The sequence below is a fragment of the Bradyrhizobium sp. MI1.7 genome, from assembly GCF_055811795.1.
In genome coordinates this window covers 14,237-39,981 of the sequence record NZ_JBVVPO010000050.1, presented here as the reverse complement: position 1 = coordinate 39,981, position 25,745 = coordinate 14,237, and the positions used below count along the sequence as shown (strand labels likewise).

At 64.7% G+C, this 25,745-nt stretch carries 25 protein-coding genes, 1 tRNA gene and 1 pseudogene; 17 read left to right on the top strand and 10 right to left on the bottom strand.

Annotated elements, in window-relative coordinates; translation table 11 throughout:
• Nucleotides 1–82 precede the first annotated feature (82 nt).
• Nucleotides 83–1,294, bottom strand: a complete 1,212-nt coding sequence (locus AC0L3X_RS33430; RefSeq protein WP_283016832.1) for a c-type cytochrome — start codon at nt 1,292–1,294, stop codon at nt 83–85.
• 273 nt (nt 1,295–1,567) lie between these two features.
• Here AC0L3X_RS33430 and AC0L3X_RS33425 point away from each other — a divergent pair, with 273 nt between their 5' ends.
• The 9 genes and pseudogenes from AC0L3X_RS33425 to AC0L3X_RS33385 all read left to right on the top strand — a co-directional run bounded on the left by AC0L3X_RS33425 (nt 1,568) and on the right by AC0L3X_RS33385 (nt 14,847).
• On the top strand, nt 1,568–5,059 hold the full coding sequence (locus AC0L3X_RS33425; protein WP_283016831.1) for an indolepyruvate ferredoxin oxidoreductase family protein: 3,492 nt from the start codon (nt 1,568–1,570) through the stop codon (nt 5,057–5,059).
• Between the two features lie 480 nt (nt 5,060–5,539).
• Nucleotides 5,540–6,697, top strand: a complete 1,158-nt coding sequence (locus AC0L3X_RS33420) for a thiolase domain-containing protein (protein ID WP_039147548.1) — start codon at nt 5,540–5,542, stop codon at nt 6,695–6,697.
• Nucleotides 6,697–7,086, top strand: coding sequence for a Zn-ribbon domain-containing OB-fold protein (locus AC0L3X_RS33415; protein WP_085405481.1), 390 nt, complete (start codon nt 6,697–6,699; stop codon nt 7,084–7,086). Before AC0L3X_RS33420 ends, AC0L3X_RS33415 begins: the two co-directional genes overlap by 1 nt.
• Nucleotides 7,087–7,295: 209 nt before the next feature.
• On the top strand, nt 7,296–8,156 hold the full coding sequence (locus AC0L3X_RS33410) for a MaoC family dehydratase (protein ID WP_283016830.1): 861 nt from the start codon (nt 7,296–7,298) through the stop codon (nt 8,154–8,156).
• A 163-nt stretch (nt 8,157–8,319) separates the two neighbouring features.
• Entirely contained in the window at nt 8,320–9,198 is an 879-nt protein-coding gene (locus AC0L3X_RS33405; RefSeq protein WP_283016829.1) for an SDR family oxidoreductase, read from the top strand.
• Nucleotides 9,199–9,269: 71 nt separating this feature from the next.
• Nucleotides 9,270–10,223 carry a dihydrodipicolinate synthase family protein gene (locus AC0L3X_RS33400; RefSeq protein ID WP_283016828.1) on the top strand — a complete coding sequence of 318 codons (954 nt, stop codon included), beginning with the start codon at nt 9,270–9,272 and terminating at the stop codon, nt 10,221–10,223.
• A 4-nt stretch (nt 10,224–10,227) separates the two neighbouring features.
• The gene (locus AC0L3X_RS33395) at nt 10,228–11,043 is read left to right on the top strand and encodes an NUDIX hydrolase (protein WP_283016827.1); all 816 of its coding nucleotides are present in this window, start codon (nt 10,228–10,230) and stop codon (nt 11,041–11,043) included.
• A gap of 79 nt (nt 11,044–11,122) precedes the next feature.
• Nucleotides 11,123–12,035, top strand: a pseudogene (locus AC0L3X_RS33390) (DMT family transporter).
• Between the two features lie 124 nt (nt 12,036–12,159).
• Entirely contained in the window at nt 12,160–14,847 is a 2,688-nt protein-coding gene (locus tag AC0L3X_RS33385; protein WP_283016825.1) for a PAS domain S-box protein, read from the top strand.
• Between the two features lie 8 nt (nt 14,848–14,855).
• Here AC0L3X_RS33385 and AC0L3X_RS33380 read toward each other — a convergent pair whose 3' ends face one another.
• Nucleotides 14,856–15,209, bottom strand: coding sequence for a GrlR family regulatory protein (locus AC0L3X_RS33380; RefSeq protein ID WP_063986297.1), 354 nt, complete (start codon nt 15,207–15,209; stop codon nt 14,856–14,858).
• A gap of 260 nt (nt 15,210–15,469) precedes the next feature.
• Between AC0L3X_RS33380 and AC0L3X_RS33375 the strand changes: the two genes are divergently transcribed.
• The gene (locus tag AC0L3X_RS33375; RefSeq protein WP_283016824.1) at nt 15,470–15,964 is read left to right on the top strand and encodes a hypothetical protein; all 495 of its coding nucleotides are present in this window, start codon (nt 15,470–15,472) and stop codon (nt 15,962–15,964) included.
• 50 nt (nt 15,965–16,014) lie between these two features.
• On the opposite strand, the gene AC0L3X_RS33370 is transcribed toward AC0L3X_RS33375, so the two are convergent.
• Nucleotides 16,015–16,401, bottom strand: coding sequence for a VOC family protein (locus AC0L3X_RS33370; RefSeq protein WP_283016823.1), 387 nt, complete (start codon nt 16,399–16,401; stop codon nt 16,015–16,017).
• A 181-nt stretch (nt 16,402–16,582) separates the two neighbouring features.
• On the opposite strand from AC0L3X_RS33370, the gene AC0L3X_RS33365 reads away from it, so the two are divergent.
• From AC0L3X_RS33365 to AC0L3X_RS33355, 3 genes are all read left to right on the top strand, one after another.
• A complete protein-coding gene (locus tag AC0L3X_RS33365; RefSeq protein WP_283016822.1) occupies nt 16,583–17,155 on the top strand; it encodes a hypothetical protein in 573 nt (190 codons plus the stop codon).
• A gap of 162 nt (nt 17,156–17,317) precedes the next feature.
• Nucleotides 17,318–17,836, top strand: a complete 519-nt coding sequence (locus AC0L3X_RS33360; protein WP_283016821.1) for a hypothetical protein — start codon at nt 17,318–17,320, stop codon at nt 17,834–17,836.
• 152 nt (nt 17,837–17,988) lie between these two features.
• Nucleotides 17,989–18,065, top strand: a tRNA-Arg gene (locus AC0L3X_RS33355).
• Between the two features lie 50 nt (nt 18,066–18,115).
• Here the strand turns inward: AC0L3X_RS33355 and AC0L3X_RS33350 are convergent.
• The 4 genes from AC0L3X_RS33350 to AC0L3X_RS33335 all read right to left on the bottom strand — a co-directional run bounded on the left by AC0L3X_RS33350 (nt 18,116) and on the right by AC0L3X_RS33335 (nt 20,208).
• Nucleotides 18,116–18,268, bottom strand: coding sequence for a hypothetical protein (locus AC0L3X_RS33350; RefSeq protein WP_167768065.1), 153 nt, complete (start codon nt 18,266–18,268; stop codon nt 18,116–18,118).
• Between the two features lie 189 nt (nt 18,269–18,457).
• Complete coding sequence (locus AC0L3X_RS33345) at nt 18,458–19,423, bottom strand: AraC family transcriptional regulator (protein WP_283016820.1); 966 nt, start codon at nt 19,421–19,423, stop codon at nt 18,458–18,460.
• 146 nt (nt 19,424–19,569) lie between these two features.
• Nucleotides 19,570–19,788: a hypothetical protein gene (locus AC0L3X_RS33340; RefSeq protein WP_225048974.1), complete on the bottom strand. Its 219-nt coding sequence runs from the start codon at nt 19,786–19,788 to the stop codon at nt 19,570–19,572.
• Nucleotides 19,789–19,929: 141 nt separating this feature from the next.
• Entirely contained in the window at nt 19,930–20,208 is a 279-nt protein-coding gene (locus tag AC0L3X_RS33335; RefSeq protein WP_071912916.1) for a hypothetical protein, read from the bottom strand.
• A gap of 311 nt (nt 20,209–20,519) precedes the next feature.
• Here AC0L3X_RS33335 and AC0L3X_RS33330 point away from each other — a divergent pair, with 311 nt between their 5' ends.
• Nucleotides 20,520–20,981 (top strand): host attachment protein, encoded by a 462-nt coding sequence (locus tag AC0L3X_RS33330; RefSeq protein ID WP_283016819.1) that lies wholly within the window; start codon nt 20,520–20,522, stop codon nt 20,979–20,981.
• Between the two features lie 30 nt (nt 20,982–21,011).
• On the opposite strand, the gene AC0L3X_RS33325 is transcribed toward AC0L3X_RS33330, so the two are convergent.
• Complete coding sequence (locus AC0L3X_RS33325; protein WP_063982649.1) at nt 21,012–21,275, bottom strand: hypothetical protein; 264 nt, start codon at nt 21,273–21,275, stop codon at nt 21,012–21,014.
• Between the two features lie 291 nt (nt 21,276–21,566).
• On the opposite strand from AC0L3X_RS33325, the gene AC0L3X_RS33320 reads away from it, so the two are divergent.
• The 3 genes from AC0L3X_RS33320 (at nt 21,567) to AC0L3X_RS33310 (ending at nt 23,828) form a co-directional block, all read left to right on the top strand.
• Nucleotides 21,567–22,013 (top strand): hypothetical protein, encoded by a 447-nt coding sequence (locus AC0L3X_RS33320; RefSeq protein WP_063982650.1) that lies wholly within the window; start codon nt 21,567–21,569, stop codon nt 22,011–22,013.
• 98 nt (nt 22,014–22,111) lie between these two features.
• Nucleotides 22,112–22,984: a DMT family transporter gene (locus AC0L3X_RS33315; RefSeq protein ID WP_283016817.1), complete on the top strand. Its 873-nt coding sequence runs from the start codon at nt 22,112–22,114 to the stop codon at nt 22,982–22,984.
• Between the two features lie 97 nt (nt 22,985–23,081).
• Nucleotides 23,082–23,828 (top strand): hypothetical protein, encoded by a 747-nt coding sequence (locus tag AC0L3X_RS33310; RefSeq protein WP_063982651.1) that lies wholly within the window; start codon nt 23,082–23,084, stop codon nt 23,826–23,828.
• A 56-nt stretch (nt 23,829–23,884) separates the two neighbouring features.
• On the opposite strand, the gene AC0L3X_RS33305 is transcribed toward AC0L3X_RS33310, so the two are convergent.
• Complete coding sequence (locus AC0L3X_RS33305; protein WP_071912924.1) at nt 23,885–24,205, bottom strand: histone; 321 nt, start codon at nt 24,203–24,205, stop codon at nt 23,885–23,887.
• Between the two features lie 66 nt (nt 24,206–24,271).
• Nucleotides 24,272–25,663, bottom strand: coding sequence for a cryptochrome/photolyase family protein (locus AC0L3X_RS33300; RefSeq protein WP_283018886.1), 1,392 nt, complete (start codon nt 25,661–25,663; stop codon nt 24,272–24,274).
• Nucleotides 25,664–25,745: the final 82 nt, after the last annotated feature.

Here is a 25,745-nt window from a genome sequence, read left to right as displayed (position 1 = left end):
CCAAAAAAACCCCGCTCCCCCCCGGGGCCCCCGGTGGTCGCCCGCGCCGCCCCCCCAACCCACGGAGAGGAGGCAGCAAGAACTACGGCTTTCCCTTCCGCGCCTTCGCCACCTGCGCCGTGGTCACCAGCGGCGCGGCGTTGCCCCAGGAATTGCGGATGTAGTTCGTCACTGCGGCGATCTCTTCGTCGGACAATTGCTTGGCATAGCCCGGCATCTCGCCGCTGTTGGGCGCGCGTGGCGTCGTCACGGTGTGGGCGCCGTCGAGGATGATGCGCAAGCTGGAGGACGGATTGACCGATTGCAGAAGCGCGTTGCCGGGCAGCGGCGGATAGATGCGCGGCGCGCCGGAGCCGTCGGCTTCATGGCAGGCGATGCAAAGTTTTGCGTAGACGGCCTGACCGGCCTTCATCTCGGCCTCGTCGGGCGGCGTCACGATCGTCTCGCGCCGCGACTGCGGCAGGCTCTTCAGATATTCCGCGATGGCGCGCACATCGGCATCGCTCATCTTCGAGGTCGAGCCGACGACCACCTCGGCCATCAGCCCGCCAGCATGGCTTTTGGCGTTGCGGCCGCTCTGGAGATATTCCGTGATGTCCTCGACGCTCCACGACTTCAGCCCGGTGCGCGCGGCGCCATCGAGCCTTGGTGCGTACCAGCCGCCGACCTCGTTGCCCGACAGCGCCTGCGCAGTTTTGTCCGCGCCGAAATAGTTCTTCGGCGTGTGGCAGGCGCCGCAATGGCCGAGCCCGGTGACGAGATAGCCGCCCCTGTTCCACGCCGCGCTCTGGCTCTGGTCCGGCTCGAACAGGGCGGGCTTGAAATACATCGCGTTCCAGACCCGCATCAAGCCGCGATGGCCGAACGGCCAGCGCAGCTCCGGCGGCTTGTTGCGGCTTGCGACGGGCGCCAGCGTTCCGAGATAGGCCCGGATCGCCAGCGTGTCGTCCTTCGTCATCTTCGTGAAATAGGGATAGGGGAAGGCCGGGTAATAGTTCGAGCCGTCGGGCGCGACGCCGGTGCGCACCGCGCGGGTGAAATCGGCGTCGGTCCAGGCGCCGATCCCGGCGTCGCGGTCCGGCGTCAGGTTCGGCGCGTAGATCGCGCCGAAGGGCGTATCGATGCGCTTTCCGCCCGCGAATGGCTTTGCCGGATCGGTGGTGTGGCAGCCCGCGCAGTCGCCGGCCTCGACCAGCGCCTTGCCATAGGCGATCAGCTCCGGCGATGGCTCGGCGGCGCGGGCCGCGCTCGCAACTGCACTGCACAATGCGACAACAGCCAGAATCATTCGCATCGAAAGCTTCCCCTGCGACCAATCGCCCGGATAGGAGCCTCACGTCGTTTCGCGTCGGTGGGGGTATGGTGACACAAATTGAAAATGCTTGATGCCTTTGCAGCCACGAAATTGCGATTATTACCCGGCGCTTCCTTTGGTCCAGATTTGTGATGCGGAGCGTTAAATATCCGACATAGAGTGGCGGAGTTGGTCGGCGCGCCCTAGCTAAAAACAACGGGCAGGCAACGGCTTAAGTGGCCAAACGCTCAAAAGGGGCGGAAGAGGACAAGAATGGGTATCAACCAGGGTCCGATCAGTCTCGACCAGAAATACACCCAGGAAACCGGACACGTCTTCACCACGGGCATCCAGGCCCTGGTCCGGTTGCCGATGGCCCAGATCCGGCGCGACCGCGCCAACGGCCTCAACACTGCGGGCTTCATCTCAGGCTACCGCGGCTCGCCGCTCGGCGGCTATGACCAGCAGCTCTTTGCGGCGCGAAAACATCTCGAGCAGTACAACATCAAGTTCCAGCCCGGCGTGAACGAGGATCTGGCGGCGACCGCGGTGTGGGGCTCGCAGCAGCTCAACCTCTCGCCCGGAGCCAAATATGATGGCGTCGTCGGCATCTGGTACGGCAAGGGCCCCGGCGTCGATCGCTGCGGCGACGTGTTCCGCCACGGCAATGCCGCCGGCTCGGCCAAGAACGGCGGCGTGCTGTGTCTGGCCGGCGACGACCACGGTGCAAAATCCTCGACCGTTCCGCATCAGTCAGACCACGCCTTCATGTCGGCGCTGATGCCTTATCTCTATCCGTCCAGCATCCACGAGATGATCGAGATGGGCCTGCTCGGCATCGCGATGTCGCGCTATTCGGGCTGCTGGGTCGGCATGAAGGTGATCACGGAGACGGTGGAGACCACCGCCGAGATCGACCTCACCGACGAGATGAAGCCGTTCATCATCCCGCCCGATTTCGAGCTGCCGCCCGGTGGCCTCAATCTGCGCTGGCCCGACGACCGCTTCGAGCAGGACCGCCGCCTCCAGGACTACAAGGGCTTTGCCGCGATCGCCTTTGCGCGCGCCAACAAGGTCAACCGCGTCACCATGGATTCGCCGAACGCCCGCTTCGGCATCATGGCGTCGGGCAAGAGCTACGAGGACGTCCGCCAGGCGCTGCGCGAGCTCGGGATCACCGAGGAGGTCGCCGCCAAGATCGGGCTTCGCCTCTACAAGATCGGCATGCCCTGGCCGCTGGAGCCGGAAGGCGTACGCCAGTTCGCGGTCGGGCTCGAAGAGATCTTCATCATCGAGGAACGGCGCGAGATCGTTGAGAACCAGGTCAAGCAGGAGCTGTTCAACTGGCGCGACGATGTCCGCCCCCGCATCGTCGGCAAGATGGACGAGCACGACAAGCGCTTCCTGACCTTCGCCGCCGAACTCAGCGTCGCCTCGCTTGCGACCTCGCTCACCGAGCGGCTTCTCCGACTCAATCTCAACCCTGAAATCGCGGAGATGCTCCGCGCCAAGGCCGACTGGTTCAACGGCCGCCAGGCGAGCCAGATGCAGGCGACAGCGCCTGTTTCTCGCGTCCCGTATTTCTGCTCCGGCTGTCCCCACAACACGTCCACCAAGGTCCCCGAAGGCAGCCGTGCGCTCGCCGGCATCGGCTGTCACTTCATGGCGCTGTGGATGGATCGCTCGACTGAGACGTTCACGCATATGGGCGGCGAGGGCGTGCCGTGGGTCGGCATCGCGCCCTTCACCAACGAGAACCACATCTTCGCCAATCTCGGCGACGGCACCTACTTCCACTCCGGCCTTCTCGCCATCCGGCAGGCGGTCGCCTCCAAGACCAACATCACCTACAAGATCCTCTACAACGATGCCGTCGCGATGACGGGTGGCCAGCGCCATGACGGCGATCTCTCGCCGCAGCAGATCACGTTCCAGCTCCACGCCGAAGGCATCCGCGAGATCTACCTGGTCTCGGAGGCGCCCGACACCTATCCTGCCGACACCATCGCGCCCGGCGTGAAGCTGTATCACCGCGACGAACTCGACAACGTCATGAAGATGTGCCGCGAGTACAAGGGCACCTCGGCGATCGTCTTCGTGCAGACCTGCGCGGCCGAAAAGCGGCGCCGCCGCAAGCGCGGCCTGATGGAGGATCCGGCGCGCCGCGTCATGATCAACCCGGCGGTCTGCGAAGGCTGCGGCGATTGCTCGGTGCAGTCGAACTGCATCTCGGTCGAGCCCCTGGAGACCGAGTTCGGCCGCAAGCGCGCCATCAACCAGTCGTCCTGCAACAAGGACTATTCCTGTGTGAAGGGCTTCTGCCCGTCCTTCGTCACCGTCGACGGCGGCAAGCCGCGCCATCGTGCGCCGGCCGATCTCGGTGACATCGGCGAGCTGCCGGAGCCCGCGTCTCGGCCGACGGTGGACAAGCCCTATAACATCGCCGTCGGCGGTGTCGGCGGCACCGGTGTCCTCACGATCGGTGCGCTGCTCGGCATGGCCGCTCATATCGAGGGCAAGGCCTCGATGATCCTCGACATGTCGGGCCTGGCGCAGAAGGGCGGGGCGGTGCTCAGCCACGTCCGCCTGTCCGATCATCCGGCCGAGGTGACCTGCTCGCGCATCGTCACTGGTACGGCAGATCTCGTGCTCGCCGCCGACGAGGTGGTCGCAGTCGCCAAGGACACGATCTCGCTTTGCGACACCAGCCGGACCCGCGGCATCATCAACAGCCACGTCATTCCGACCGCCGACTTCGTCCTCAACCGCGATTTCAACTTCCAGACCCGCAAGCTGAATGGCTTGCTGGAGACGGCGCTGCACAAGGACTCGGTGTTCTTCGATTTCACCAAGCCGGCCGAGCAGCTGCTTGGCGACAGCATCGCCACCAACATGATGATGATGGGATATGCCTATCAGAAAGGCCTGTTCCCGCTGTCAGCAGAATCGATCGAGCAGGCGATCGAGGTCAACGGCGTCGCGATCAAGATGAACAAGGAGGCCTTCCGCCTCGGCCGCCTCGCGGTCGCCGATCCCCAGCGCCTCGCCGACATGTTGAAGGGGACGGACGAGGTGGTTGCGCCGAAGACGCTCGATGCAATGACGCTGGATGAGGTCGTCGCGCATCGCGCCAAGCACCTGACCGCCTACCAGAGCGGCCGCCTCGCAAGACGCTATCGCAAGCTGGTCGATCAGGTTCGCGATGCCGCCAAGCAGGGCGGTTATGACGATGCGCTGCCGCGCGTGGTCGCGGTGAACTACGCCAAGCTGCTGGCCTACAAGGACGAATACGAGGTTGCGCGGCTCTACACCGACGGCGCTTTCGAGCAGCAGCTCCGCGACCAGTTCGAGGGCGACTTCAAGTTCAACTTCAATCTGGCCCCGCCGATCCTCAGCAGTGGTGTCGACGCGCTGGGACGCCCGAAGAAGCGCGCCTTCGGCCCGTGGATGCTGAAGGCATTCAGGGTGCTCGCGAAATTCAAGTTCCTGCGCGGCACCCCGCTCGACATTTTCGGCCGCAGCGCAGACCGCAAGCTCGAGCGCGATCTGATCGTGGGCTACGAGAAGGACGTCGCCACCGTGATCGGCCTGCTGTCGCCGGTCACGGTCGACACCGCGGTCGAGCTGCTATCGCTGCCCGACCGCATCCGCGGCTACGGCCTGGTCAAGGAGAAGGCCGTCGCGGACGCGAAAGCCCGCTACGCCCAGCTCGCGGCCGACCTCGCGAGCCCGCCGCCCGCGCCGAGGCAGATCGCAGCGGAGTAGGGCGGTCTCGACGCGAACGCAATGCGTAGGGTGGGGCAGCCCTGCAGATGCGCGAAGCGCATCTGCTCGGCGTAACCCACCACTTCTCCGTCCACGTGGAAAGCAAAGAGGTGGGTTACGCCTTCGGCTAACCCACCCTACGATTTCCTCTTTGAAATCAACCAGCGTCCTACTGTGTATGGGGTTGTTTTCGTAAAAAAAGAAAATCCCTTGCGCCGTCGGGCAAAACACCTTTAGGATTTTGGTCGTCGCGTTCGTCATTGCGAGCGCAGCGAAGCAATCCAGAAGTGCATCCGCGGAAAGACTCCTGGATTGCTTCGCTGCGCTCGCAATTCCGACTTGGAGGCAGACGAGGTTAGCCCCCACTTGCGCCAACGCGCTGCCCTCTCGCCCGACGGAATATTTCCGCGCTTGCCAAGCTGGCCCCCGCGGTTCAGAAAAACGGAGCAAGAAGAAACGCGAGCGCGGAGACCTGACGTTTTGACCATCAAGGGCAAGGCCTACATTGCCGGGATCTACGAACACCCGACCCGGCATGCGCCGGACAAATCCACCGCCCAGCTCCATGCCGAGGTCGCCAAGGGCGCGATCGAGGATGCCGGGATCAGCAAGGACGACGTCGACGGCTATTTCTGCGCGGGCGACGCCCCCGGCGGCGCATGGCCGATGGTCGATTATCTCGGCCTGAACACCAAAAAACTCCGCCACGTCGATTCCACCGAGACCGGCGGCTGTTCCTACATCATCCATCTCGGCCACGCCGCTGAAGCCATCGCGGCCGGCAAGTGCTCGATCGCGCTGATCACGCTCGCGGGCAAACCGCGCACCGGTGTGATGCCGCCGCGCGCAGCCGGCGCGGAAGCCGATTTCGAGTCCGCTTACGGTGCGACCACGCACAATGCCTATGGCATGTGTGCCATGCGCCACATGCACGACTATGGCACCACCAGCGAGCAGCTCGCCTGGATCAAGGTCGCGGCCTCGCATCACGCGCAATACAATCCGCATGCAATGCTCAAGGATGTCGTCACCGTCGAGGACGTCCTGAACTCGCCGATGATCTCCGATCCGCTGCATCGCATGGATTGCTGCGTCGTCTCCGACGGCGGCGGCGCGCTGATTGTCACGACGCCCGAGATCGCCAAGAGCCTGAAGAAGCCGTTGGTCAAGCTGATCGGCCACGGCGAGGCGATGAAGGGCCCGCGCGGCGGCAAGGATCTCGACCTCACTTACTCCGCCGGAATCTGGTCCGGCCCGCGTGCGTTCGAGGAAGCCGGCATCACGCCGAAGGACATCAAATACGCCTCGATCTATGACAGCTTCACCATCACCGTCTTGATGCAGCTCGAAGACCTCGGCTTCTGCAAGAAGGGCGAGGGCGGCAAGTTCGTCGCCGACGGCAATCTGATCTCGGGTGTCGGCAAGCTGCCGTTCAACACCGACGGCGGCGGCCTGTGCAGCAACCATCCCGTCAATCGCGGCGGCATGACCAAGATCATCGAGGCCGTCAGGCAGCTGCGCGGCGAGGCGCATCCGAAGGTGCAGGTCAAGAATTGCGATCTCGCCATCGCCCACGGCACCGGCGGCCTTCTGGGCGTTCGCCACGCCGCTTCGACTGCCATTCTGGAGCGCGTGTGATGAGCGAAGCGAAAAAGTATCCGGCACCGGTGACCAATCCGGAGACCGCGGCGTTCTGGGACGCGGCCAAGCAGGGCAAGTTCATGATCAAGCGCTGCACCGCCTGCGGCGAAGCGCATTACTTCCCGCGCTCGATCTGCCCGTTCTGCTATTCGGACAAGACGGTGTGGGAGGAGAGTTCGGGTGAGGCCACGATCTACACCTGGAGCCTGATGCGCAAATCGCCGACCGGCCCCTATGCCATCGCCTATGTCACGCTGAAGGAAGGGCCGTCGCTTCAGACCAACATCGTCGATTGCGATCTCGAGAAGCTGAAGATCGGCCAAAAGGTGAAAGTGGTGTTCAAGCCGACGGATGGCGCGCCATTGCCGTTCTTCACGCCGGCGTAGTTGCTTTCTTCCTTCTCCCCTTGTGGGAGAAGGTGGCGCGAAGCGCCGGATGAGGGGTATCGCTCCGCAGAAAGACTTTCGATGCGGAGCTAACCCCTCACCCGAACGAGTTTGCCGCACGGCTCTCGCGGCCCTCTCCCACAAGGGGAGAGGGCACATTAACGAGCGCCGTTGCTCGCTGAGACGAATGCCGGGAGGAAACCAGAAAAATGTCCGCCAGATACGAAGAACTCAAAGGCCTGAAAAACATCGGCCAGAAATACGCCTATGGCGATCGCGAGGTCATGCTCTACGCCTATGGCATCGGCCTCGGCGCCGATCCGATGGATGAGAAGGAGCTCGCCTTCGTCAACGAGGGCACGCTGACGCCGCGGCCGCTCAAGGTGGTGCCGACCTTTGCGTCCGTCGCGGCCTGGGGTTCGGGGCCCGGCGAGATGAACCTCAACCGCGTCATGGTGGTCGACGGCGAGCGCGACATCACCTTCCACCAGCCGCTGCCGGTCGCTGCGAACATCACCGCCGATTCCTCCGTTGTCGAGGTCTACGACAAAGGCAAGGACAAGGGCGTCGTCATCGCGCACCAGACCGTGCTCAAGAACGAGAAGGGCGAGAAGCTGGCAACGCTGGTCGCCTCGCGCTTCGCCCGCGGTGACGGCGGCTTTGGCGGGCCGAACCTGACCCAGCCCGATCCGCACAAGATTCCGTCGCGCGCACCCGATAAGACCATCGACATCGTCACGCGCCCCGACCAGGCGCTGGTCTATCGCCTCTGCGGCGACCGCAACCCGCTGCACTCGGATCCCGAGTTCGCCAAGAAGGCCGGCTTCCCGCGCCCGATCCTGCACGGCATGTGCACCTACGGCATCACCTGCCGCGGCGTGCTCCAGACCTATGCCGACTACGACGCGTCGGCCTTCCGTCAGCACGTCGCGCGGTTCTCATCGCCGGTTTATCCCGGCGAGACCGTGACCATGGACCTCTGGAAGGACGGCAACACGATCTCGTTCGAGGCCAAAGTGAAGTCGCGCGGCGTCACCGTGATCAAGAACGGCAAGACGGTGCTGGGTTAGGGCGGTCTCGTGCCCCGGACTCAGCGCAGCGCTCCTTAGCGGTGCGCTGCAGAGCCGGGGCCCAGAGCGAACCCAACAAAGAGCTGGGTCCCGGCTCTGCGACGCAGCGTTTCACGCTGCATCGAGTCCGGGACACGAAAAACAAAAACAGGGAGAGGCCACCATGGGACTACTCGACGGCAAGGTTGCGCTGATCACCGGCGCGGGCGGGGGGCTCGGTGAGGCCTACGCAAAACTGTTCGCGCGGGAAGGGGCGTCCGTCGTCGTCAACGATCTCGGCGGTCCCCGTGACGGCTCCGGGGCCGACAAGTCGATGGCGCAGCTCGTGGTGGATGCGATCAAGGCCGAGGGCGGCAAGGCGGTCGCCAACGGCGCCGACATCTCCACCATGGAGGGCGGCCAGTCGGTGTTCGACGACGCCATCAAGCATTTCGGCCGCGCCGATATCCTCGTCAACAATGCCGGCATCCTGCGAGACCAGACCTTTTCCAAGGCCTCCGAGTCCGACTGGGACAAGGTGATCAAGGTGCATCTGAAGGGCACCTTTTGTTGCACCATGCCGGTGTTTCGCTGGATGCGGGAAAACGGCGGCGGCGTCATCGTCAACACCTCCTCGACATCAGGGCTGATCGGCAATTTCGGTCAGACCAACTACGGCGCGGCCAAGGGCGGCATCTGGGGCCTGTCCAACGTGCTGGCGATCGAGGGCCGGAAGTACAACATCCGGATCTGGACGCTGGCGCCGGGCGCGCTGACCCGCATGACCGCAGACCTGCCCCGCTATAAGGAGAACCCCGGTGCGGCGCTGGGGCCGGACGGCATCGCGCCGGCCGTGCTATACATGGTCAGCGACTTGTCCGGCGACCAGACCGGCAAGGTGCTGGGTGTGTCCGGGCCCCGCGGCGTGCGCGAAATGCGGATGATGGAAATGGAAGGCTGGAAACCGCCGCACTCGGGCTGGAACGCCCAGGACATCGCCGATCACGCCAAGGAGATCTTCTTCTCCGAGGAGCAGATCAAGATGGGGGCGCGGAGGTTTTAGCCACACTGTCATTCCGGGCGCGACGAGGTCGCGATCCCGGAATGACGACAGACGATAGGACAAGAGACCCGATGAAACTCACCGCCGACGCCAAGGGCACCTTCGCAATCGCGCCGACACCGTTCCACGATGACGGCCGGATCGACGAGCGCTCGATCGACCGCCTGACCGATTTCTACGAGGAGGTCGGCTGCGACGGCGTCACGGTGCTGGGCATCCTCGGCGAGGCGCCGAAGCTCGATGCCGCGGAGGCCGAGCAGGTGGCGGTGCGCTTCGTCAAGCGCGCCAAGAAGATGCAGGTGATCGTCGGCGTCTCCGCGCCGGGCTTTGCCACCATGCGCTCGCTGGCGAAGGCCTCGATGGATGCCGGCGCGGCTGGCGTGATGATCGCGCCGCCGCCGTCGCTCCGTACCGACGACCAGATCGTCGGCTACTATAAGCAGGCGGCGGAGGCGATCGGGCCCGATGTGCCCTGGGTGCTGCAGGACTATCCGCTGACGCTCTCGGTGATCTTCACCCCCGCCGTGATCCGCAAGATCGTCACCGACAATCCGAATTGCGTGATGCTCAAGCACGAGGACTGGCCGGGCCTCGAAAAGATCTCGACGCTGCGCAGCTTCCAGAAGGACGGCTCGCTCCGTTCGCTCTCGATCCTCTGCGGCAATGGCGGACTCTTTTTGGACTTCGAGATGGAGCGCGGCGCCGACGGCGCCATGACCGGCTATGCTTTCCCGGAGCTCCTGATCGACGTCGTGCGCCTCTCGAAGGAGGGCAAGCGCGACGCTGCGCATGATCTGTTCGATGCGCATCTGCCGCTGATCCGCTACGAGCAGCAGCCGGGCGCAGGTCTGGCGGTGCGCAAGCACGTGCTGCAGAAGCGCGGCATCATCGCTTCCAGCGCCCAGCGCAAGCCGGGCGCGACCATCACGCCGGCGGCGAAGGCGGAGGTCGATTACCTCCTGTCGCGCGTCGCCCGCGTCGACAAGCGCGCCAATCTTGGCCCGCAATCCAGCGCCGCAGGTTAGTTGAATGCCCGAGACATCAGCATCACGCCCGGCTTCGACCATCCTTCTGCTCCGTGACGGCGCAAAGGTCGACGGCAAGAGCCGCGACGAAATCGAAGTGTTCATGATGGTCCGCCATCATCAGATCGAGTTCAACTCGGGCGCGCTGGTGTTTCCCGGCGGCAGTGTCGATGCCGGCGACAACGAGATCGTCGCCCGTGCTGACCTCTATTCGGGCGGCGAAGCCTTAAGTGAATCGGATCGCGGTTTTCGGATCGCCGCGATCCGCGAGACCTTTGAGGAGAGCGGTATCCTGCTGGCGCGGGCGAAGGATTCGGGGACGCCGATCGATGCCATGCGCGCCGGCGAGATCGCCGACAAGCATCGCGTCGCCCTCAACGAGCACAAGATCAGCTTCCTGAGTATCCTCGCCGACAACGGCCTCCAGCTCGCGCTGGATACGCTCGTGCCCTACGCGCACTGGATCACGCCAGAGGGCATGCCGAAGCGGTTCGACACCTGGTTCTTCCTCGCGGCCGCACCGCCCGATCAGCTCGGCGCCCATGACGGCCGGGAGTCCACCGACTCGATCTGGGTGTCGCCGCGCGAGGCGGTGGAGGGCGGCGAGAGCGGCCGCTTCAAGCTGCCGTTCCCGACCACGCGCAACCTGATCCGGCTCGCCAAGCAGGGTAGCGTGGGCGCCGCGCTGGAGCATGCCCGCGGCATGTCGGTCGTCACGGTGATGCCGGTCATGACCAAGACCGAAACCGGCCGCCAACTTCGCATTCCCCGCGAAGCCGGCTATGACGGCGAGGTGTTCGAGGTCGGGGCGGTCGGCTAGGATACTTCGATACCAAACGAAGTATTGGCGGCCACGGACGCGCTAGGTTCTGTCCATCGCGAATGGACGGACGTTCAAAATGGATCAGGGACAGGACACCAACATCGCCGTCGAGCTGGCGCTGCTGGTCGCGCTCGCAACGCTCTGGGGCGGCTCCTACACCTTCATCAAGCTCGGCGTCGCCACCATTCTGCCGCTCACGCTGATCGCGGCGCGCACCACGATCGCCGGTCTGCTGCTGCTCGTCGTCATGTGGGCACGCGGCATCAGGATGCCCATGGATGCCGCGACCTGGCAGCGCTTCGCGTTCCAGGCCGCTCAACAGCGTCATCCCCTGGACGCTGATCGCCTGGGGCGAGCGTCATGTCGACGCGTCGCTCGCGACCATCCTCAACTCGGCCGGGCCGATCTTCACCTTCCTGCTCACGGCCGTCGTCACGCGCCACGAGGTGACGACGCCGCGAAAACTGTTCGGCGTGGTCGCCGGCATGGCGGGCATCCTGCTGATCGTCGGCGTCGACGCCTTCCACGACGTCGGCAGCGGCCTCGTCGCGGAGGCCGCCATCGTCGCCGCCACCATCTGCTACGCTTGCGCCGCGATCTTCGGCCGCAGCTTTAAAGGTCTCGATCCGATGGCACCGGCCGCCGGCTCGCTGCTGGCGGGCGCGGCGGCGCTGATCCCGGCCTCGCTGATCGTCGAACAGCCCTGGACGCTGTCGCCCTCGCTGAGTTCCGTGCTGGCGCTGCTCGCGCTGGCGACCTTCTCGACCGCGGCGGCGTTCGCGATCTACTTCCGCCTGATCCAGACGCTGGGCTCGGTCGGCACCACCGCGCAGGCCTATCTGCGCGTGCCCATCGGGGTCGCCATCAGCGTCGCCTTCCTCGGCGAAACCCTGAGCCGGACCGTCTGGATCGGGCTTGCCTGCGTCGTCTTCGGCGTCGCCGCCATGACGATCCCGGCCCGGCGGCCGGTCAGCGTCAAAACGTCATAATCAGGTGGGGAGAAGGGCGGCGGACTCGCGATATTAAGGATATTCGGCAGCGCGAGGCATGTTCCCCCGGGGCCGCAAACCATCGTATATTGGGCCTCCAATAGCCCGGTCCTCAAAAGCCCCAATGTCCGCCGAATTGACGCCGACCCCTGAGAAAAAGCGAACATTCTCGCTCTCCATCGGCCAGCTCACCTTCGGCAGCTTCCTCCTGGTGCTGGCGGTGATCATCGTCACCTCGACCGCGAGCGTGATCGCGATCCGGCACATCGATACGACCTTCGCCGAGTTGCAGCGGCTCCAGAGCGTCGGCGACCTCGCCGAGGACATCGACCGCCGCATGAACGAGCTGCGGCTCGCCGCGCGCGACTTCGTCACCGATCCCGGCGCCGGCACCCAGTTCAAGCAGGTCGGCGAGGCGGCCTCGACACTGAACGACATCCTGAGGAAGACCCGCATCGAGCTCGCGCCCGAGCAGCAGGACATGATCGACGGGGTCACCGAGCGCCTTGCGACCTATCGCAATGGCCTCGAGCGGATCTCGACCCTGATCGACCGCCGCGCCCAGCTGCTCGCCGGGCTGCCGCCGCTGCGCGACCGGTTCGACGTGGCCGTCGGAGCCGCGGCGGACCGCGAGCTCGCCTCCCGCCTGTCGGAATCGCAGAGCCGGATCGCACTCGGGCTGCTCGCGCGCAACCCGTCCGCCGCCGAGCAGGCCGCACAGGGGATGCGGGCGATGGACATCGCGGACGCCAGGCTGAAGACGGCCGTGAACGACTATGCCGAGGCCATCATCGCGGTGGCGGTCCGGGAGCGGCAGATCGCCGATATCGACCGCGAGGTGCTGGGCACCGAGGGCCGCCTGATCGGCCGCGTCACGGAACTCCTGCGCGAGGTCAGCGCCCGGCGCGGCCACGTGCTGTCGCGCGATTTCGCCCGCACGCTGACGGAGGCGCGGTGGCAGAGCATCGTGTTCGGCACCATCGGCGTCTTGATCGGCATTCTCGCGGCCGGCTTCGTGGTGCGGCGGACCGTCCGGCCGCTTGCGAAGATCGCGAGATCCATCCGCGCGCTCGCAGCGGGCGAGAAGGACACCTCGATCCCGTCGGCCGACCTCGACAACGAGATCGGCGACATCGCGCGCGCGGCCGAAGTGTTCCGCCGCGCACTGGAGGAGGCCGACACGGCGCGCGAGGCGGCGGTGCGGGCGCTCACCGAGCAGCGCCTCGCCGAAGAGAGCTACCGTAAACTGTTCGAGGGCTCGGTCGACGGCATCTATGTCACGACGCCGGCCGGCGATCTCCTCAACGCCAATCCGGCGCTGGCGCGGATGATGGGCTATGACAGCCCGCAGCAGCTCATCGACAGCATCAACGACATCGCCCACACCATCTACGTCCACCCCGAGGCGCGCGCCGAATATCAGCGGCTGATGGCGCGCGACGGCATCGTGCGCGAGTTCGAGTACCAGGTGCGCCAGCGCAGCGGCAACATCCTGTGGCTGTCCGACAGCGCCACGGGCGTGCGGGACGAGGCGGGCAACATCGTCCGCTACGAGGGCACGCTGCGCGACATCACCGACCAGAAGCGGGCGGAAGACGCCATCGCCGAAGGACGGCGCCTGCTCCAGCAGGTCATCGACACCGTGCCCGCGGTCATCAACGTCAAGGACCGCGAGCTGCGCTACGTGCTGATGAACCGCTACATGGCCGGCATCTTCGGCATCGAGCCCGCCGATGCGCTCGGCCGCACCACCGCGGATCTGATGTCGCGCTACGGCGCAGCCAAGACCGACGAGAACGACAAGCGGGTGCTCAGGCTTCGAAAAGGTCTCGGCTTCTACGAAGAGGAATACAAGGATTCCTCCGGCAACATGCGGCAATGGCTGGTCAACAAGTTGCCGCTGCTCGATGCCGACGGCGAGATCGAGCGGATCGTTACCGTGGCGCTCGACATCGGCGAGCGCAAGCGCGGCGAGCAGGAGATGCGCAAAGCCAAGGAATCCGCCGAGACCGCGTTGCGAAACCTGCGCGAGACCCAGGCCTCGCTGATCGAGGCGGAGAAGCTCGCCGCGCTCGGACGGCTCGTCGCCGGCGTCGCCCACGAGGTCAACAATCCCGTCGGTATCAGCCTCACGGTCGCATCCGCGCTGGAGCGCAAGACCGCGATGTTCACCTCCGAAGTCGAGCGCGGCGAGCTCCGTCGCTCCACGCTCAACGACTTCCTCAACACCAGCCGCGATGCGTCCTCGCAGCTCGTCTCCAACCTGAACCGCGCGGCCGAGCTGATCCAGTCGTTCAAGCAGGTCGCGGCCGACCGCAACTACTCGGACCAGCGCAGCTTCGATCTCGGCGACCTCACCGAGCAGGTGGTGATGAGCCTGCGGCCGGGCTTGCGCAAACACAATCTGACGCTCAACGTCGAGTGCCAGCCGAGCCTGACCATGAACAGCTATCCCGGCCCGTATGGCCAGGTGCTGACCAATCTGTTTCTCAATTCGGTGGCGCACGCCTTCCCGGACGGCCGGCCGGGGATCATCGACATCCAGGTGCGCGAGTCCGGCAAGGACAATGTCGAGATCATTTTCTCGGACAATGGCTGCGGCATGTCGCTCGACGTCCGCCGGCGCGCCTTCGATCCGTTCTTCACCACGCGGCGCGACCAGGGCGGCACCGGCCTCGGACTGCACATCGTCTACAGCATCGTCACCAATCGCCTCGGCGGGCGGCTCGATCTTGATTCCGAGCCGGGCGAGGGGACACGCATCCAGATCATCCTGCCGCGCACCGCGCCGCTCGAGCAGGCTGCGGAATAGTCCCGCGCCTAATCAGCTTCCGCGAGCTTGTGCAGCGTGGCGCCGAAAATCAGGCTGGCCTTGCCGACGAGCGCTGTGCCCGTCATCTCGGCGCGGGTGTCCGTGTAGGTCCCGCTGACGCCGATGCCGACCGGGGCAGGGCCGCCGAACAGCGGATTGTCATCGCCCCGCGGCGAAGTGTGCCGTTGCACCAGCACCTCGCCTTTGAAGGTGTGGTCGTCCTTCACGACGTAGCTGCCGGTGTAATAGAGGTACGCATCGCCGCCAAGAATCTTGCCGTCGCGAAAAAGAATCACGCCGCTGCCCTTGCCGACTCGACCATCGAGCAGGTTCACGTGAATCGAATAGAGGCCGTTCTTCATCACGTCCCACAGGCCGGCCGCCATCGCCCAACGGCGTAACCGGTAGAGCTTTTATGCCAAAGCGCGTTCCCGCGCGCAACGCGGCAGTTTGCCGGGCTGCGGTGCGATCTTGCCGCCGCCAGCCGTAGTTGTCCCGGCTTGTCTATGACACCACCATGACTGTCTGATCATGACGCGAGGCCAGTCGTTGCGAATCAAGTTGGCCCGCGAAATGCATAACCATTGTTGCACTGGCCGCGGGGTGCTGGAGCAAGACAAACGTGAGCAACTGGATCGATTCCGGCGGCGATGAGCCGCGTCTGTACAGTGTGCGTCCCACGATTTGCGAAACACAACGGCCGACTGGCGGCGCGCCACGCTGGCGAAGCATGGTGAGCCTCACTTGCACCCTGGCCTTGATCGCGCTCGCAGTCCCCTCGGGGCATGCGCGCGACCGCGGCCAGTTCGTCAACACCAATGCCGAATTGAAGGCGTGGTTCGACGGCCTGCGCAGCGGCAAGGGGCCTTGCTGTTCCGATGCCGACGGCTCGGCGCTCTCGGACACTGACTGGGAGAGCAAGGACGGACATTATCGTGTCCGCATCCCGCGCCTGGGCCACGTGCTCGACGGCCAGCAGCAGGAGCTCGTCTGGGTTGACGTGCCCGAGGAGGCCGTCATCTCGGAGCCGAACCGGGTCGGCCGCACCATGGTGTGGCCGATCTACGGCTACATGGGCGTCGCCATCCGCTGCTTTATGCCTGGCAGCATGAGTTAGCCGGGCGAGCGCACGCCCGGCCTCTCGTCGACCTCAGATGCGGCGCCGCGTCAGGTGTATTTCTTGTCGCGCTCGAGCAGCTCGATGGAGATGCCTTCCGGGCCGCGGATGAAGCAGATGCGCACGCCGGGCCGGATCGTGGTCGGCTCGCGCGTGAAGGTGACGCCCTTGGCCTTGATCTCGGCCGCGACGGCGTCGATGTCCTTCACGGTGAGACCGAAATGGTCGAGGCCCTGATGCGGGTGCGGCGGCGGCGGGTTGACGGCGTTGTCGCCCTCGAGTGATGCGATGAAGATCTTTGCGCCGCCGAGATTCACGTCGATCCGTCCCGGTGCGCGCACGACCTCGCCGCCGAGGATGTCCCGCAGCCAGGCCGCTGTGGCCTCCGGGTCGGGACTGCGCAGATGGACGTGATCCCAAGTGACGACGACTGGCATTTCATGTTCTCCCAACGGGGTCTTCGATGTTGCAGCGCATGTTAGCGGCCCCGGCTGGTGATCGCCACCGTCCTTGCCGACTCGGCCTGAGCGCGGGAACCTTAGTTCGTCTCCCGGATTAAGGTAAACAGTGGCCGAGTCCGTCGTCGAACGAACTCCGGCCGCGGTCGGTGATACAGCCATGAACGCCAGGTTTGACCGGATCGGGTGGGGACGTTTCGCCGGGAGCGGCGAGCGCCTGGCGCGAGCCGTGACGATCGCGAGCGTCTCGTTCGGGCGAAGCCTGCTCTGGCTACTGGCGGCGATCATCGTCGGCTGCGGGGTGTGGATGCTGCTGCCGCTCTCCAGGGGCAACAGCACCGAGCCGGTGAAGTCTGACGTGGCAACGGTCGAACCGGCACCTCCGGGCAGTACGGCGGCGGCGGTCTCGCCGATTTCCGAAGCTCAGGCGTCAGCCGCGGCAGAACTCGATCGCCTCAAAATCTCATCGCAGACCTGGCGCCGTGGCGGGCTCGGCTCGAAGGCGTTGGTAACGTTCACGCTGCGAAACGACAATGACTATGCCGTTAAGGATCTGGAGATCGTCTGCGCGTTCACGCGGCGCGATGGCAGTCATCTCACCGACCGCAGCCGCGTGCTTGCCGACACGGTAACGATGAAGAGCCGCAAGACCTTTGCGCGTATCGCTGTCGGCTTCATCAACGTTAACGCCGATCAGGCGAAGTGTTCGCTGGTCGCAGCACGGCGCGCGTAACGCCCGGCAGTTCCCGGTAGCGGAAAAGTTACTGTCCGCAGCCCTTGGCCAAAAAACTTGGCGTTGCCATTTGAACCAAGGGCCGGGTGCAGGAACCAATTAGAGTATCGCCGGTTTAAGGCGAAGAGCCCACGCGGGGATGCGGGGGGCGGAGCGTGGCCGATGCCCATTTTCAGGTACTTCGTTTTCGTCGGTGGAGCGTTGCTCGCACTGTTGTTCGCGGCGGATTACGTTCTGCCATCGCAACCGGTCGCACGGGCCATCGTCACCGCAAGCAACGATCAGCCCTTGATCCGGATCCGGTCGGATCGCCACTTGCCTGAGCGTGTCGTGCTCGACACCAGCCAGCCGACGATTGCCGCACCCGCAGTGAAGACCGCTGCGGTCGTTGCGCCTCAGCCGCCGGTGCAGGAGGCCGCTTCGCCGGAGCTGGCCGAGATGTCGGCCAAGGCCCGGGTGCGCGAGACCTTCGCCCAGTTTACGCCGGCCCCGAAGGCCAATGCCGCTGCGGCCAGGAAGACCGAGGCCAAGCCGCAAGTTCAGGCGCAGGCTCAGCTCCCTCAGGTCCAGGCTCAGCCCAAGCGCAAGGTCGCCAGGGCGCACCCGGCGCCGTATCAGGGCCGGCCGATGATGCTGGTCGCCCAGCAGCCCCATTTCGGTCTCTTCAATACGACTTGGTGAGGGCGCCTCCGACCCGTCTCGAAACGAGACGGGGAGGGCTTTTTATTGGTCAATCTCTCTGCTAATTCGAACCCATCCGAACGCCGTCCGGTGCGCTGGCTTGCCAGCCGCGGTCAGGCGCTTCTCGGTTGCGGCCCAATACCCGGGCCGGGGCGCTCGTAGCTCAGCTGGATAGAGCATCGGATTTCGATTCCGAGGGTCGGGAGTTCGAATCTCTCCGAGCGCGCCACTTGCCAGGCCGGAGCCTTGAGGCCCGGCCGGCCCAATTCGCGGGTCCCCTTACTTGCCCTGGATCTTCAGCCCATTGGGGCCGACATTGATCTGCAGGCCGTCGGGCTGCTTTTTCGCCTGGTAGAGGTTGTAGCCGAGCACGGCTGCCGTGACGACCAGTGCGCCGATGATCAGAAACAACAGATTGCGGCTGATGGACATTCATTTCCCTGAACCACTTGGTTGACGGTGAGAAAAACCCCGCGTGTGGGTTGCGCGGGGTGTTTCAGTGCGCCCCGGGGCGGGCCGCGGCACATTGCTCGGACTTGCTAACGTGGTTCGAAGGAGCAGGTTCCCTGGCGGCCCGGCGCCGTGGGCCCAAGCAACATCACCACCGCTAAACCCGTGATCTCAGCTTGCGGAACGGCAGGTGTGGCGGGCCCGTGCCAGCGTGTCGGAGGGCGCCTCGTGGAAGGTCGCGCGGTAGGCCGCGGCAAACTCGCCGAGGTGATGAAATCCCTGGGCGCGTGCGCACGTGGCGACCGTCGCGCCGCCGCCCTTGAGCAGCCGCGAGCGTGTGGCCCACAGCCGCTTCAGGCGGATGTATTGATGCAGGCTCATGCCGCGCACCTTGCTCACCGCGCCGCCGAGCGTTCGGACCGAAACGCCCAACTCGCCGGCGAGATTGGCCGTATAGATCGGAGCGGTCGGATAGGCCGAGACGTAATCGTCGATCTGTTGCACGAGCCTGGCCGATCGCGCGCCTGCATTCGGGGCGGTGCGATCAGACGACTGGTCGATTTGAAACAGGTCGTCGAGGGCGAGCAACAGGCCCTCCTGGAGATGCGCGGCGACCTCGGTGGTTTCGAACATGTGCGGCTCTACGGACGCGGTCCGCAGGATGTCGAGAACAAGCTGACGCGCGTAGAGATGCGCCACGGGGTCCGCGATGCGAACCCACAATGTATCGGCGCGATCGAACCAGCCGCGATCCCTGAGCGCGGGGGAAAACATGATCAGCGCGTGGTAGTTGGTCTGATGCTCGACGAAATGACAATGATGATTGCCGCGCAAGGCGATGAAAACGCGCGAGTCGAGTTCGATCCCGCTCGAGCTGGCGCGCAGATCGTCGGTCATCGGCAGGATCACCATGCCGCCCGGTGCGCGATAGGCGGTATCGAGAATCCGCGCAAACGACCTCGCCACGATGATCCGGCACCCCGGCAGGTTCACGATCGCACGCGCCGCAGCGAAGTTGGCGACGTCGAGCGGAATGCTGCGGGCGTCTTCCATCGACTCGGCCGGTCGAAACGCGTCGACATCGGAAAACCGGATCAACTGGAGCGCGGAGGAGGGGGCGAGAGCGTCGAAGAACATGCTTCTGGCCGAATGCTGAAATGTGACAATTAAATGAAAATCGATACATCGCAATCAATGGCGAAACAGGATGATTCAGTAAACCGGATTCCGGGCCGTAGTATTGCGGACATCATGCCACGCGGCGCGGCGGGTCGATGTCACCGTCAACGGTCCCGGTTCATCGGTTGGCCTGAGGCGAGGTCGATGAAATGGAGACGCGTGCAGGCGGGACAGGCGAAGGACTCGAAGCTCCGCCCCTCGAGCCGCCGCCCCTCAAGCCTCCGCTCGTCAAGGCTCCGCTCGTCAGGCCTTGGCTGCCTCTCGAGATGCGTCTGCACATTCATGCCCGTCTGAGGGCATCGGAAAACAATGAAATCCGCCATCGACGCAGAATGACGGCACATCGAATTTCATCTTTGATCTAGATCAGTTTTGGAATCGCTCCACGCAAGCCGCGAGCACGCGAATGGACACAACGCGCGATCTCGCAAAAGCGAAGGGGCCCGAGAGGGCCCCTTTGGAAATCACCAGCGGCGATAGCGTGGTCCGTAATAGCGAGGCCCATAGGCGCGCGGCCCATACCCATAATATCGGGGCCCGTAATACGGCCGCGGGCCGTAATACCCATCATAGTTCGGGCGCCAGAAACAGCGTCCCCAGGCGTCGCAGACCATGCGGACCTGCTCGACGTCGGAGACCTGCGGCGTCGCAGGTGCGGGCGCGATGGGCATGGCGGACGCCGCCGGTGATGCCATGATGGCACCGAACAGGGATGCGGCGACGAGGCCAGTCTTGAGATTCATGATGTCTTCCTCTGCTTACGCAATACAGGATATCGAAGTTGTTCTGATCAAATTGTGGCGGAACCGAAATGTAATGCTGATGAACAAATCTTCAGCAAAGCTCGCCGCAGACCTGACCTTTCGCTTCGCAAGACTATCCCAGGTTCGCGCGCGTGACCAATGCTGCGCTTGCACTGGCGCTGCCTGGCAGGACATTGCGTTCATCTTTGATCCTGCGCAATTCGCCGGCACGACTTCATCCCTAGTCTTGCCGTAGCCAGCGCTTCGAGGAATTCGAAGAGCAGGCTCGCGAGATTGCCTGGAGCTGTGCAATGGACAAGATGAGAATAGACAAGGGTGACTGGCTGATCGTGTGCGACGGGCGCAAGGCGCTCATTTTGGAAAACCTCGGCGACGAGATGTTTCCGAACCTCCACACCCGGGAGGTGCACGAGCAGCCCAATCCCTCGACCAGTGCGCAAGGGACCGATGCGCCGGGCCGGCTGAACGCCGCCGTCGGCGGCGCGCGCAGCTCGGTCGAGCAGACCGATTGGCACGATGAGGCGGAGCGTGCCTTCCTGCGGAGCCTGGCCGGCCGGCTCGATGCCGCCGTCAGCGCGGGCGAGACCTCGGCCCTGACCATGGTGGCCTCACCACGCGCGCTCGGTATGATCCGCGCCGATTATTCGGTCGTGGTGCGCAAGGCGCTTCAGGGCGAGGTCGGCAAGGACCTCGTCAAGCTGCCGGTCTACGAGATCGAGAAGCAATTGCTGCTGTCGGGCGCCGCCAAATAGCGGCCCCCGCAGAGGACGCGCCAGCGCCCCTCAGAAGCAGGGGTGCCGGCGGCCGTCCTGGCCGATATAGGTGGCCGAGCTCTGGTAGCAGCGGTTGTTCGACGGGCCGTCGTAGAAGGCGAAGGTGCCGGGGGTAACGCCGGGCCCGTAATTGTGCAGATAGCTGATCGGGTAGGGCAGCGGGTTGGTGTAGTGGCGGTGGTACCGGTGGTGTCCCCGCGCCTCGGCAAGGCTGGGGGCGAGGATTGCGGCCGACAGGGCAGCAACCGCGGCTACAAGCTTCAACGTGCTCATCTCGATTCTCCGGAACCCGCGCGAATAGGTCAGGTGTTTATAGCCATTTCGAGCCGCCGGGACACCCGTCCGGCACCCCGAAATCGGGGCCAATCCCGCCGATTCCCGGGTGGGTGTGACAGAATTGCCCGGAGCAGGGTCGAAGGCTGCCCATTTTTGGCCTTTTCGGGATGCTTAACGAATTCCCCACACAAGTATGGCCAAAGAGAATTCGCTTAAGAATCCTGTTGCCGGCCCTTTGGGGGTCCTTCGAGGCCGGTCCATTCCTGAAGGCTTTCGCCGTCACGCACCATGCGCATCACGCTTTTGAGCCTGCTGTTGCTCTCCGTCGCCGCCGCCACGCCGGCGCGCGCCGAGCTGCACATCACCCGTGACCACGGCGGCTACGTCGAGGAGTACAAGGCCAAGTACAAGCGCGTCCGCGAGAAGGGCGAGCGCGTCATCATCGACGGCATCTGCAACTCGGCCTGCACCCTGGTGCTCGGCATGGTGCCGATGAACAAGATCTGCGTGACGCCGCGCGCCAGCCTCGGCTTCCATCAGGCCTATTACGACAAGGCCTTCACCTTCGGCATCAAGGTCACCAGCGCGGAGGGGACGTCCGACCTGATGTCCTATTACCCCAACACGGTGAAGGACTGGATCCGCCGCAATGGCGGGCTCACCACCGACATGAAGAAGATCAAGAACGGTGTCGAGCTCTGGAAGATCATCGACCCCTGTCCGGAAGAATGGTGAGCGGCTGAGCTGCGCTCCCGCTGTCCGTCGCAGCGCAGCATCGCTCGTTCGGAAATTCGCGTTGCCGCATAGGCCCCGGTCGGGCAATGAGGGCGGCAATGAACCATAATCAAGAAGCCCCGACCGCCCGCGCCGCACCGATCCTGTTCGTCGTGCTCTGGAGCACCGGATTCATCGGCACCAAATACATCATCAACAACGCCGATCCCTTGACCTATCTCGCCATTCGCATGGCGATCGTGGTCGGCCTGATGGCGATCATCGCAGCAATCGCACGACCGAAATGGCCGGACCGTGTCGACGTCGCGCATAGCGCCGTTGCCGGCATTCTCGTCCACGGCTTCTATCTCGGCGGCACGGCCATTGCGATCGCGCATTCGATCCCGGCCGGACTCTCGGCGTTGATTCCGGGCCTTCAGCCGATCCTGACCTCGACCATCGCCAACCGCTGGCTCGGCGAACGCGTGACGCCGGTGCAATGGGCGGGGCTGGTGCTTGGCCTCGGCGGTGTAGCGCTGATCCTGCACGGCCGTCCGATGACCGGCGAGGCGGGGCTCGGCTGGCTCGCCTCGGTGGTGTCGCTGATCAGCATCACGCTCGGCACGCTCTATCAGCGCCGCTACTGCAACCACATCGACTGGCGCGCCGGCAATCTCGTGCAATATATCGCCGTCACCGTCTTCTTCACGGTCGGCGCCTTCCTGTTCGAGGACCGCGTGGTGCACTGGACGCGGGAGTTCGTGCTCGCGCTTGCCTGGCTCGCCGTGGCGCTCTCGATCGGATCGATCGGGCTGTTGTACTGGCTGATCCGCCACGCAGCTGCGACCTCGGTTGCGAGCCTGTTCTACCTGGTGCCCGCCGTCACGGCGCTGATGGCCTATCTGCTGTTCGGGGAGAAGCTCGATGCGCTGGCGATTGCCGGCATGGCGATGTGCGCAGCAGCGGTGTTCGTGGTCAATCGGCGTTTCTAGGCAGGCAGGCCAGTACGTCGGAATACATCCCTGACGTGCGGCGCGCGCTCGTGCTAGGCTGGACTGATTTCAGCTTCCCTTTGGCAAGGTGATTTCCATGAAAAAAGCACGGCGTGCACTGCTCGGCAGGTCCTTGAGGCCGGTCCGGATTGCCTGCATCAACTACGCCGAGGAGATGATGAGCGAGCGGATGATGGGGAGGCTCACGGCGGCGCTCCAGAAATGCTACGACGAGCATTTCCTGCCGGTCTGGGGCTATCCCATCGATCTCGACGTCACCCGCAACCCGAAGCCGACGGACTGGCAGCTGCTCTATTTTGACGACGCCACCCACAAGAACTTCCTCGGGCGGCACGAGCTGACGCACCGCGGCCAGCCGATCTCAAAGATCTTTCTGAAGGCACTCGGCGAGGACGATCCGGTCAGCCTGGCGGCCTCGCACGAACTGTTCGAGATGGTGCTCGATCCCATGGCCAATCTGTGGGCCGACAAGACTCGGCACACCCAATATGCCTACGAGGTCTGCGACGCCGTGGAAGAGGAGTCTTTTCTCGTCAACGGCTTTCCGATGTCGAACTTCGTCTATCCGTCCTGGTTCGAACCGTTCGAGCATCCCCGCGGTACCAAGTTCGACCATATGGGGTCGCTCAAGGCGCCGTTCTCGATGACGGAAGGCGGCTATGTCATCAAGAAGGTCAACGGCCGGAAGGTGATCAAGCAGTTCGGCTCATCCGAGAAGCGGAGGCGCTTCGCCAAGGAGGACCGGCGCGGCCATCGCAGCGAATTTCGTGATCCGCAAGGCGAGCATCACCCGGGCCGGCGCGCAGCCAAGCGGCGAGGGTAGGGGCGGGAGAAGTCTCCGGGCGCGCCCGTACCCGGAGACCTGCTCGAGCCCAGCGATCAGCGCTTGGCCTTCTTTTTCGACTTGGCTGCCTTCTTCGCGGACTTCCTGGTGGCCTTCTTTGCAGCCTTCTTGGCCGCTTTCTTCGACGACTTCTTTGCAGCCTTCTTCGAAGCTTTCTTCGCAGATTTCTTGGATGCCTTCTTGGTCGCCTTCTTGGCTTTCTTCTTGGAAGCCTTCTTCGGCGCTACTTTCTTCGCGACCTTCTTGGCGGCTTTCCTGACCTTCTTGACGGCGGTGACTGCGGCTTCGCTGGTTGCTTCCACGGCGGTGGTGATCGTGTCCAGCGCCTGTTCGGTGATCGGCTTCTCGTCGTCCATATCGTCCCCCACGGTTTGTATGGAGCGATGACGATAGCGGGTTTCAAAATCGAGTCAAAGCAGCGCTCAACCTTTGCGGATCTTTGCGTAGGCTGCGAGCGCGCGCTCACGCCCCTTCGCGTGATCGACGATCGGCTGCGGATAGGTCTTGCCGAGCGTGACGCCCGCGCTCGCAAGCTCGATCGGTGATGCCTGCCAGGGCTGGTGGATCAGCTTGGCCGGCACGTCTTTCAGCTCGGGCACCCAGCGCCGGACATAGGCTCCATCAGGGTCGAACTTCTCGCCCTGGAGAGTTGGATTGAACACGCGGAAATAGGGTGCGGCGTCGGCGCCGCAGCCGGCGACCCATTGCCAGTTGGCGGGATTGCTGCCGGCATCCGCATCGACCAGCGTGTCCCAGAACCAGCTCTCGCCGTCGCGCCAGTCGATCAGGAGATGCTTGACCAGGAAGGACGCCACCACCATCCGCACCCGGTTGTGCATCACGCCGGTGTGCCAGAGCTCGCGCAGGCCGGCATCGACGATGGGATAGCCGGTGCGTCCGCGCTGCCAGGCGGCGAGCGCTTTCTTGTCTCCCTTCCAGGGAAAGCCATCGAAATTCGTTTGCAGGCTTTCGGTGGCAAGGCTCGGGTGATCGTGGAGGAGGTGGCGGCAGAATTCGCGCCAGCCGAGCTCGCTCAGGAACTTTTCGACGCCGGGCCCGATCGCGGGATTCTCCGCTGCGGCAAAGCGCGCGGCGTGCCAGACTTGGCGCGGGCTGAGCTCGCCGAACCTCAAATGAGGCGACAGGCTTGAAGTCCCCTCGCGATCCGGGCGGTCGCGATCGCCGACATAGACGCGCGCGGCGTGCTTGAGGAAGTCGCGGAGGCGCACGCGGGCCGAGGCTTCACCCGGGGTCCAGGTCTGGCGCAGGCCGCCAGCCCAGTCGGGCTTTGTCGGCTCGAGCGTCCAGCTCTCCAGCGCGTCGCTGGCGAGCTGCGGCGCAGGGCGTAGCTCCCGCGGTGCGGGCAGAGGCTTGGGCGGATCGCCCAGCGACAGCACCCGTCGCCAGAACGGCGTGAAGACGCGAAGGCCGCGGCCCTCCTTGTTGCGGATCGCCGAGGGTGGCACCAGCAAGTCGCCAGGGAAGCTCTGCGAGTCCACGCCGCGCTTTGCCAGCGCCGCTTCGAGCTGTTTCTCGACGGCCTGATGCGATGCCTGCGCGATCCCGTTCCAGTAGACCGCTCCTGCTCCGCTCTCGCGCGCCACTTCGGGGATCACCTTGGCCGCCGGCCCCTTGCGCAGGATCAGCGATCCGCCGCGCGTGGCGATCTCGGCGCCGAGCGCCCGCAGCGACTGCGCCAGCCACCAGCGCGTCGCACCGCCCGGTGCCCGTCCGGCCATCTCATCCATCACATAGAGGCAGATCACCGGCGCGCCTGTCTTCGCGGCAGCATGGAGGGCGGGATGGTCGGACAGGCGGAGGTCATCGCGGAACCAGACGATGACAGGCGGCGCGCTTGGCGTGGTCAGGGCAGGCCTCGTTTACAATTTGGCAAGC

Excerpts from the sequence above, each read along its gene's own strand:
- AC0L3X_RS33305 (WP_071912924.1), bottom strand. The coding sequence starts at position 24,205 with ATGGACGACGAGAAGCCGATCACCGAACAGGCGCTGGACACGATCACC.
- AC0L3X_RS33430 (WP_283016832.1), bottom strand. The coding sequence starts at position 1,294 with ATGCGAATGATTCTGGCTGTTGTCGCATTGTGCAGTGCAGTTGCGAGC.
- AC0L3X_RS33350 (WP_167768065.1), bottom strand. The coding sequence starts at position 18,268 with ATGTCCATCAGCCGCAATCTGTTGTTTCTGATCATCGGCGCACTGGTC.
- AC0L3X_RS33385 (WP_283016825.1), top strand. The coding sequence starts at position 12,160 with ATGTCCGCCGAATTGACGCCGACCCCTGAGAAAAAGCGAACATTCTCG.
- AC0L3X_RS33325 (WP_063982649.1), bottom strand. The coding sequence starts at position 21,275 with ATGAGCACGTTGAAGCTTGTAGCCGCGGTTGCTGCCCTGTCGGCCGCA.
- AC0L3X_RS33405 (WP_283016829.1), top strand. The coding sequence starts at position 8,320 with ATGGGACTACTCGACGGCAAGGTTGCGCTGATCACCGGCGCGGGCGGG.
- AC0L3X_RS33415 (WP_085405481.1), top strand. The coding sequence starts at position 6,697 with ATGAGCGAAGCGAAAAAGTATCCGGCACCGGTGACCAATCCGGAGACC.
- AC0L3X_RS33370 (WP_283016823.1), bottom strand. The coding sequence starts at position 16,401 with ATGCCAGTCGTCGTCACTTGGGATCACGTCCATCTGCGCAGTCCCGAC.
- AC0L3X_RS33340 (WP_225048974.1), bottom strand. The coding sequence starts at position 19,788 with ATGGCGGATTTCATTGTTTTCCGATGCCCTCAGACGGGCATGAATGTG.
- AC0L3X_RS33410 (WP_283016830.1), top strand. The coding sequence starts at position 7,296 with ATGTCCGCCAGATACGAAGAACTCAAAGGCCTGAAAAACATCGGCCAG.
- AC0L3X_RS33320 (WP_063982650.1), top strand. The coding sequence starts at position 21,567 with ATGCGCATCACGCTTTTGAGCCTGCTGTTGCTCTCCGTCGCCGCCGCC.
- AC0L3X_RS33395 (WP_283016827.1), top strand. The coding sequence starts at position 10,228 with ATGCCCGAGACATCAGCATCACGCCCGGCTTCGACCATCCTTCTGCTC.
- AC0L3X_RS33365 (WP_283016822.1), top strand. The coding sequence starts at position 16,583 with ATGAACGCCAGGTTTGACCGGATCGGGTGGGGACGTTTCGCCGGGAGC.
- AC0L3X_RS33315 (WP_283016817.1), top strand. The coding sequence starts at position 22,112 with ATGAACCATAATCAAGAAGCCCCGACCGCCCGCGCCGCACCGATCCTG.
- AC0L3X_RS33380 (WP_063986297.1), bottom strand. The coding sequence starts at position 15,209 with ATGAAGAACGGCCTCTATTCGATTCACGTGAACCTGCTCGATGGTCGA.
- AC0L3X_RS33425 (WP_283016831.1), top strand. The coding sequence starts at position 1,568 with ATGGGTATCAACCAGGGTCCGATCAGTCTCGACCAGAAATACACCCAG.
- AC0L3X_RS33310 (WP_063982651.1), top strand. The coding sequence starts at position 23,082 with ATGAAAAAAGCACGGCGTGCACTGCTCGGCAGGTCCTTGAGGCCGGTC.
- AC0L3X_RS33400 (WP_283016828.1), top strand. The coding sequence starts at position 9,270 with ATGAAACTCACCGCCGACGCCAAGGGCACCTTCGCAATCGCGCCGACA.
- AC0L3X_RS33335 (WP_071912916.1), bottom strand. The coding sequence starts at position 20,208 with ATGAATCTCAAGACTGGCCTCGTCGCCGCATCCCTGTTCGGTGCCATC.
- AC0L3X_RS33330 (WP_283016819.1), top strand. The coding sequence starts at position 20,520 with ATGGACAAGATGAGAATAGACAAGGGTGACTGGCTGATCGTGTGCGAC.
- AC0L3X_RS33345 (WP_283016820.1), bottom strand. The coding sequence starts at position 19,423 with ATGTTCTTCGACGCTCTCGCCCCCTCCTCCGCGCTCCAGTTGATCCGG.
- AC0L3X_RS33360 (WP_283016821.1), top strand. The coding sequence starts at position 17,318 with ATGCCCATTTTCAGGTACTTCGTTTTCGTCGGTGGAGCGTTGCTCGCA.